This is a genomic window from Brevundimonas sp. (assembly GCF_029945885.1).
Classification (GTDB): Bacteria; Pseudomonadota; Alphaproteobacteria; order Caulobacterales; family Caulobacteraceae; genus Brevundimonas.
The window spans coordinates 1-8288 of the sequence record NZ_JAQSDK010000036.1 but is presented as its reverse complement, the minus strand read 5'-3'; the positions used below and the strand labels follow the sequence as shown (position 1 = coordinate 8288).

6 protein-coding genes are annotated in these 8288 nt (G+C 69.7%); all 6 read right to left on the bottom strand.

What is annotated here, in order from left to right:
* Positions 1–70 precede the first annotated feature (70 nt).
* Positions 71–2158: a glycine--tRNA ligase subunit beta gene (glyS, locus tag PSV00_RS13150; RefSeq protein WP_300447977.1), complete on the bottom strand. Its 2088-nt coding sequence runs from the start codon at positions 2156–2158 to the stop codon at positions 71–73.
* Between the two features lie 4 nt (positions 2159–2162).
* Entirely contained in the window at positions 2163–2858 is a 696-nt protein-coding gene (locus PSV00_RS13145; RefSeq protein ID WP_300447975.1) for an endonuclease domain-containing protein, read from the bottom strand.
* Complete coding sequence (locus tag PSV00_RS13140) at positions 2855–3763, bottom strand: glycine--tRNA ligase subunit alpha (RefSeq protein ID WP_300447973.1); 909 nt, start codon at positions 3761–3763, stop codon at positions 2855–2857. The genes PSV00_RS13145 and PSV00_RS13140 overlap by 4 nt, the downstream gene beginning before the upstream one ends.
* 111 nt (positions 3764–3874) lie before the next feature.
* Positions 3875–4741, bottom strand: a complete 867-nt coding sequence (locus PSV00_RS13135) for a 4-(cytidine 5'-diphospho)-2-C-methyl-D-erythritol kinase (protein WP_300447971.1) — start codon at positions 4739–4741, stop codon at positions 3875–3877.
* Between the two features lie 5 nt (positions 4742–4746).
* Positions 4747–6585 carry a tetratricopeptide repeat protein gene (locus PSV00_RS13130; protein WP_300447969.1) on the bottom strand — a complete coding sequence of 613 codons (1839 nt, stop codon included), beginning with the start codon at positions 6583–6585 and terminating at the stop codon, positions 4747–4749.
* A 56-nt stretch (positions 6586–6641) separates the two neighbouring features.
* A partial coding sequence (locus PSV00_RS13125) for an electron transfer flavoprotein-ubiquinone oxidoreductase (RefSeq protein WP_300447967.1) occupies positions 6642–8288 on the bottom strand: 1647 nt, incomplete at its 5' end.

The following is an 8288-nucleotide window of genomic DNA, read 5'->3' as shown; positions in this document are numbered from 1 at the left end:
CCCTCCGCGCGCCGCTGGGTCCTCCGGTCGCGGCTGCGCCGCGCCGGAGGATGACGACAGCTTTTTGGGACTACCCCGCGATCAGGCTGAAATCGGCGACGCGGCCCATCACGTCGCGGACCTGGGCGAGGAGTTTCAGGCGGTTGTCGCGTTCGGCCGGGACGTCGGAATTGACCATCACGTCGGTGAAGAAGGTGTCGACCGGGCCGCGCAGGCGCGACAGGGCGGTCATGGCGGCGGCGAAATCCTCGGCCTCAAGCGCCGTGTCGACATCGGCGCGGGCGGCGATGACGGCCCAGGCCAGGGCGGTCTCGGCGGCGGGTTCCCCGGCCAGATCGGGCTGGCGTTCGCCGGTCGGCAGCGGGCCCTTCTTCTCTTCCGCGCGCAGGATGTTGGCGGCGCGCTTGTTGCCCGCCAGCAGATTGGCCCCGTCGTCGGTGGCGAGGAAGCCGTCGAGGGCCTCGACCCGGCGCACGATGCGGACGAGGTCGTCGTCGGCCTTGCCGTCGATGGGGGCGAAGACCGCGTCGACGAGGTCGTGGCGCTTGCCCTGGTCGCGGAGCAGGACCTTCAGGCGGTCGGCGAAGAAGGCGACGAGGTCGTCCGAATATTTGGTCTCAGAGCTCATCTTGCGGTCGACGATGATCATGGTGCCCGCAGGCTTCATGATCGCCTTCAGCGGAGCACGAACCCCATTCTCCAGCACCAGCCGGATCATCCCCAGTGCCGCCCGCCGCAGGGCGAACGGATCCTTCGAGCCGGTCGGCTTTTCGTCGATGGCGAAGAAGCCGACGAGGGTGTCGAGCTTGTCGGCCAGGGCGACGGCAACCGTCAGCGGGGCGGTCGGGACCGTGTCGGCGGGGCCCTGGGGCTTGTAGTGGTCCCGGACGGCGTCGGCGATGGCGTTTCTTCTCCCTTCCCCCTCGAGGGGAAGGGCTCTTGCGTAATACCCGCCCATCACGCCCTGCAGTTCGGGGAATTCCCCGACCATGGCGCTGGCCAGGTCGGCCTTGGACAGGCGGGCGGCCTGTTCGGCTTGATCCGGGTCGGCCCCGACCAGGGGGGCGATCTCGCGGGCGAGGGCGGCGATGCGGTCGACGCGGTCGGCCAGGGTGCCGAGCTTGGCGTGGAAGGTGACGCCTTCCAGCTTTTTGGCCCAGACGTCGAAGCCGGTCTTCAGATCCTCGTCCCAGAAGAAGCGGGCGTCATCCAGACGGGCCGACAGGACGCGGCTGTTGCCGGCGGCCAGGGCCGTGCCGCCGTCGGTCGCCTCGACATTGGCGACGACGAGGAAATGCGGAGCGAGGCCGGGCTGGCCGGGATGACGCACGGCGAAATATTTCTGGTGCACCTTCATCGACAGCCGGACCACCTCGGGCGGCAGGCTGAGGAAGGCGGGGTCCATGTCACCGAGGATCGGGGTCGGCCATTCGGCCAGGCCGGCGACCTCGTCCAGCAGGCCGTCATCATCGACCAGTTCCAGCCCGCGCGCGTGGCAGGTGGCCTTCGCCGCCTCGAGGATGTGCAGGCGGCGTTCGGCGGCGTCGAGGATGACGAAATGGTCGCGCAGCTTTTTGCGGTAGTCGGCGAAGTCGCGCACCGCGAACGGCTTGCCGCCGCCCATGAAGCGGTGGCCCTCGGTGACGTTGTCGGCGGGGATACCGTCGATCGTGAACGGTACGACATTGCCGTCAAACAGGGCGAGGATCCGCTTCAGCGGCCGCACCCAGCGCAATGTGCCGGAGCCCCAGCGCATCGATTTCGGCCACGGGAAGCCACGCACGATCTGGTCGACCATGCCGGCGACGACATCGGTGGTGCGCACGCCCGGCGAGGCGATCACGGCGAACCAGACGCCGTCGCGGTCGGTCAGCTGGTCCTTCGTCAGGCCGGTCTTGCGCAGGAAGCCGTCCAGCGCCTGGTCCGGGGCCGAGGTGCGGGGTCCCTTGACCTCTTCCTCGCGGTCCGGCGTCGCCGTCGGCAGGCCCTCGACCACCAGGGTCAGGCGGCGTGGTCCGGCGTAGGTGGTCAGGGTGTCCCAGGTCAGGCCCGCGGCCTTGAGCCGTTCGGCGGCCATGCGTTCCAGATCACGCGCGGCCCCGCCCTGCATCCGGGCGGGGATTTCTTCGGAGAAGAGTTCGATGAGAAGTTGGGGCATGGGTTCAGGCGTCGCTTGAGCCCTTCCCCTCGAGGGGGAAGGGTTGGGATGGGGTGAAGGCACGGTATTGGGCGGTCAGGCAGCAAGACGCCGGCGTCTCCGGAGACCGACCGGCGGGCCCTGCGGCTTCACCCCATCCCCCGCCCCCTTCCCCCTCGAGGGGAAGGGGAGAGGCACGGCGAACCTGATCAAGGACGGTTTCAATATCGTCCTCAACCTGCCGGGAGGTGAAACGCAGGACCGTATAGCCCTGGCCGGTCAGCCAGGCGTCGCGTTCAACGTCACGGAGCGCCACCTCGGGCAGGGTGTGAACGCCGCCGTCCACCTCGATGACCAGTTTCGCGCGGTGACAGGCGAAGTCCACCACGAATGGACCGATCGGAGCCTGACGCCGGAAGCGCACGGCGAAGGTGCGGAGCCGCTTCCAGAGTCTGGCCTCGGTGAACGTGGGGGCTTTTCGCAGACGTCGGGCGCGGTTGACGCCGCCGGCCTTGATGCGAGGCGTGCGGGCGAAACGGTCAAAGCCCTCCCCCTCGAGGGGGGAGGGTTGGGTGGGGGTGGAGGCGCGGTATTCGGGGGGCGGGCTGGAAGACGCCGGTGTCTCCGGGGCGGACTCAGGACGGGGCGTGCCTTCACCCCATCCCCCGCCCCCTTCCCCCTCGAGGGGAAGGGGAGCGTTGTTGTCGGCATCGCGCGTCACGCCCGCCCCCGCTCCTGCTCGACCCATTCGCTCGCACAGGCCTTGCAGAGGTCGCGGATGCGACCGATGTAGCTCTGGCGTTCGGCGACGGCGATGGCGCCGCGGGCGTCCATCAGGTTGAACAGGTGCGACGCCTTCAGGACCTGGTCGTAGGCGGGCAGGACCAGGGCCTGGTCCTGCGGGCCCTTCATCGCCAGGAAGCGTTCGACCTCGGCGACCATGTCCTCGAAGCGGCGTTTCAGGCCGTCGACGTCATAGCCGTGGAAATTCGCCTCGGACTGCTGGCGTTCGTTCTCGAGGAAGACCTCGCCGTAGGTGATCGGCTTTTCCCCGTTCACGCCCCTGGCGAAGACGAGATCGTAAACGCTGTCGACGCCCTGGACGTACATGGCCAGACGCTCCAGCCCGTAGGTGAGTTCGCCCGAGACGACGTCGACCTCGATGCCGCCGACACCCTGGAAATAGGTGAACTGGGTCACCTCCATCCCGTCGCACCAGACCTCCCAGCCCAGGCCCCAGGCCCCGACGGTGGGGTTCTCCCAGTCGTCCTCGACGAAGCGGATGTCGTGCAGTTTCGGATCGATGCCGATGGCCGCCAGCGAGCCGAGATAGAGTTCCTGGAGGTTGTCCGGATTGGGCTTCAGGATCACCTGGAATTGGTAATAGTGCTGGAGGCGGTTGGGGTTTTCGCCATAGCGGCCGTCGCCGGGGCGGCGCGACGGCTGGACATAGGCGGCCTTCCACGGGCGCGGGCCGAGGGCGCGCAGCACGGTGGCCGGATGCAGGGTGCCGGCCCCGACCTCGATGTCATAGGGCTGAAGCAGGGCGCAGCCCTGGTCACCCCAGTATTTCTGGAGCGTCAGGATCAGGTCCTGGAAGGCGAGAGGTTCGGTCGAATGGGGCAAGGGGCGGGCCGCTTCGCAGACGCAAAAAATGACGGCGGACCCTAGGGCGGGGCGCGGCTGAACTCAACCGGACACGGGCCGATTCCACGCCCGGCGCGGCGGAAGGCCGGATCAGCGATCGTCGGGGTCAAGGCCGTGACCGAGCACGGTCGGCCGGACCCACCAGTCCGGATGGGCCGCCGACAGGACGGCGGCGGCGGCGCGGGCGGCGACGACATCCTCGCACAGGCCGAAGACCGTGGCCCCCGAGCCCGACATTCGCGCCAGCCTCACCCCCGGGGCGGCGGCCACGGCATCGAGGGCCGTGCCGATCGCCGGGCACAGGGCCACGGCGGGGGCCTGCAGGTCGTTGCGCTGCTGGGCCAGCCAGTCGATCACCGAGGCCACGCGCCAGTCGGCGGGCGGGGCCGGCCGGTCGGCGGTGGCGGGCGGACCGGCGTCCCAGGCGCGATAGACGGCCCCGGTCGGTGACGGCACACCGGGATTGACCAGCACGGCGGCCAGCGGCGGCAGGGCGGGTTCGGGGCTCATGCGGTCTCCCCTGCCCTCGGCCCAGGCCGGGCGGGCGAACAGGCACATGGGGCCGTCGGCCCCGATCCGACCGGCCAGGGCCAGCAGGGCGGCGTCATCCCGATCAAGGGCGAGAGCGCGCCGGGCCAGCCGCAGGGCGGCCCCGGCATCGGCCGAACCGCCGCCCAGGCCGCTGGCGACCGGCAGCTGTTTGTCCAGCACCAGGGGCAGGTCGGCGTCGAGGCTGCGCAGGGCGCGCAGCACCAGATTGTCGTCTTCGCCGGTCAGAGCGCCCGAAAACGGGCCGGTGACGGACAGGCGCGGCGATCCGGCCGGCGCGAGCGTCAGCCGGTCACCGATATCGGCGAAGGCGACCAGACTGGCCAGCGGATGATAACCGTCGGCGTCGAGGGGGCCGACGTGCAGGAACAGATTGACCTTGGCCGGGGCCAGGGCGTCGCGACGCACGGGGCCTAGGCCTCGGTGCCCGACACCGGGACGGCGGGGGCCAGGCCCTCGGCCAATTTGCGCTCGACCTCGGTACGCTGGGCCGCATCGGGGTCCAGGGTCAGCACCCGTTCCCACTGGAAGCCGGCCTCGCGCTGGCGGCCGACCTGCCAATAGGCGTCGCCGAGATGGTCGTTGATCTCGGCATTGGCCGGCTCCTTGGCCACCGCCTCTTCCAGGGTCGCCACGGCGGTCTCGTACTGGCCCTGACGATACTGGGCCCAGCCGAGGGAGTCCTGGATATTGCCGTTCTCGGGCTCGGCCTCGTGGGCGCGGGCGATCATGTCCGCCCCCTGGCTGACCCGTTTGCCGCTGTCGACCCAGAGGTAGCCGAGGTAGTTGAGCACGGTCGCGTCGTCCGGCCGGGCCTGGAGCGCGGCCCACAGTTCGGCCTCGGCCTCGTCGACCCGGTCGAGGGACTCATAGGCGACGCCGCGCACGAACCGGACCTCGAACGGCTGGGCGGCCGTGTTGAGCAGGGGCCCGTTCAACACCGCCAGGGCCTCGTCATAGCGGTTCAGCTGGATCAGCTGGGAGGCCAGGATATAGGCGACCTCGGCCTCGTCCGGCACGGCGTCGGCGGCGTGGCGGAATTCGGCCAGGGCGGCCTCGGCGTCGTCATCGCGCTGGAAGCTGCGGCCCAGTTCCATCCGCGCCTGGGCATAGAGACCGGGATCGGACGGCGCGATGGCCGCGAGGGCGTCACGGGCATCGACCTCGCGCCCGGCGGCGGCCAGGGCCTGACCGAGGCGGAGCCGGGTCAGGTCGGTGGGCTCGAGGCTGAGGGCCAGGCGCAGATAGACGGCGGCGACCTCGGCCCCGCCCTCGGTCGAGGCCTGGATGGCGGCGATGGTCAGGACGTCCGCCGCCCCGCCACGCAGGGTGGGGGCGGCCGGGGCCCGGCCGCGGGCCATCAGCCGGGCACGGCCCAGGGCGACGGTCGGATCGGTCGCCCCGCCTGAGATGGCGGCATCATAAACGGCCAGGGCCTCGGCCCGTCGGCCGCGGCGCTCCAGATATTCGGCATAGGAACGCCGGAACAGCTGGGCCCCCAGCGGGCTGGCGGTCAGGGTCGCGAAGGCGGCGTCGGCCGCGACATACTCACGGTGGTTCTCCAGCAGCAGGGCGTGGCTGTGACGGAGAAACAGGGAGGTGGGATCGGTCCCGGTCGGGGAGGGCTGGCCCAGGGCCCGGTCCCAGTCCCCGGCGGCGGCCGCGACCCAGGGCTGGACATAGAGGCCGGCACGGGCGTGCGGCTGACCGATCGGGGCCCGGCGCAGCTCGGCCAGTCCGGCGGCCGGATCGTTATGGACAAGGCTCTGAACCACGACGACCAGACGCCCGGCCTCGCCGATCACGGGCGGGACCCCCTCGCCCGAAGGCCTCAGGCGGGCGGCCAGATCGAGGTCACCGGCCAACAGGGCCGCAGTGAAGGTCTGCAGCCGCACCGAGGGCTGTTCGGGCGTCAGGGCCTCGACGGCGGCATAGTAGTCCGCCCCCACCTGGCCGAGGCCACGCGACTGGGCCAGACGGCCGGCCAGGTAGAGGCCATAGGCCGAGCGGCCGTCGGCATCGGTCGGAACCGGGGCCCAGACCGCCGGGATCGGCACGACCTCCGGCTCGGTGGGGCCGTCGGCCTCTTCGTCGACCGGGTCCGGATCGACCGGATCGATCGCCACACCCGGATCGGGGTCGACCGCGGCGGCGGGATCAACCGGGGGCGGGTCCTGGGCCACGGCGGCCCCGGCGAGGGCTCCGACAGCGACAAAGGACAGCAGGGCGAGACGGAAACGATCGATATTCATGGGTCGAAACCTTGACGCTTTGCCTGCCCGCCGCAAGGGGCCTCAACCCATACGGTCTACATATTGGGATAATTGGGGCCGCCGCCGCCTTCGGGCGTGGTCCAGACGATATTCTGCGACGGATCCTTGATGTCGCAGGTTTTGCAGTGGACGCAGTTCTGGGCGTTGATCTGGAAGCGCGGATTGGACTTGCCGTCCGCGTCGTAGAGAACCTCATAGACCCCGGCCGGGCAGTACAGCCGGGCCGGTTCGCCGTATTTCGGCAGGTTGACGGCGATCGGGATCGACGGGTCCAGCAGCTTCAGATGGGCCGGCTGCTCCTCGGCATGGTTGGTATTCGAGATGAACACCGAGCTGAGCTTGTCGAAACTGAGTTTGCCGTCCGGCTTGGGATAGGCGATCGGCGAATGTTTCGCCGCCAGTTCGGTCGAGGCCGAGTCCGTCTTGCCGTGCTTCTGGGTACCGAACAGCGAGAAGCCGCCGAACAGGGCCCCGCACCACAGGTCGAACACGCCCAGCGCCCCGCCGAGGGTGGTGCCGTATTTCGACAGCAGCGGCTTGGCGTTGCGGACGGCCTTCAGCTCCTTGCGGACCCAGCTGTGGTCATAGGCGGTCTGGTATTCGACCAGGGTGTCGCCGGCGCGGCCGGCCTGGACGGCGTCATAGGCGGCGTCGGCGGCCAGCATGCCGGTCTTCATCGCATTATGGCTGCCCTTGATGCGCGGCACATTGACGAAGCCGGCCGAGCAGCCGATCAGCGCCCCGCCCGGGAAGGCCAGTTTCGGCACCGACTGGAAGCCGCCCTCGGTGATGGCCCGCGCGCCATAGGAGATGCGGGTGCCACCCTCGAGGTGTTCGCTGATGGCCGGGTGGTGTTTGAAGCGCTGGAACTCGTCGAACGGCGACAGGAAGGGGTTCTTGTAGTTCAGGTGGACCACATAGCCGATCGCCACATAGCGATCGCCGAAATGGTACATGAAGCTGCCGCCGCCGGTGTGCTCGTCCAGCGGCCAGCCGGTCGTGTGCTGGGCCAGGCCCGGCTGGTGTTTCTCGGCCGGAACCTGCCACAGCTCCTTCAGGCCGATACCGTATTTCTGCGGCTGGCAGTCGGCGGCCAGTTGATGGCGGGCCATGATGGTCTTGGCCAGGGAGCCGCGCACACCCTCGGCGATGAAGACATATTTGCCGTGCAGTTCGATGCCGGGCTGGAAATCGCCGGTCGGCCTGCCTTCGCGGTCAATGCCGAAGACGCCGGCGACGACGCCCTTCACCCGGCCGGTGGGCTCGTCCCAGACGACATGGCTGGCGGCCATGCCGGGATAGACCTCGACGCCGAGCGCCTCGGCCTGTTCACCCAGCCAGCGCGACACATTGCCGAGCGAGGCGATGTAGCAGCCGTGATTGTGCATCATCGGCGGCAGGGCGAACATCGGCAGGCTGATCTGGCCCTGCGGACCCAGCACCATGAAGCGATCCCTGGTGACCGGAGTCTCCAGCGGCGCGCCCCGTTCCTTCCAGTCGGGGAACAGTTCGTTCAGGGCCTTCGGGTCGATGACCGCACCGGACAGGATGTGACCGCCGATCTCGGCGCTCTTTTCCAGAACGGCGACGGAGATCTCCTTGCCGTCCTTTTCCGCCCGCTGCTTCAGGCGGATGGCGGCGGACAGGCCGGCGGGGCCGCCGCCGACGATGACGACGTCATA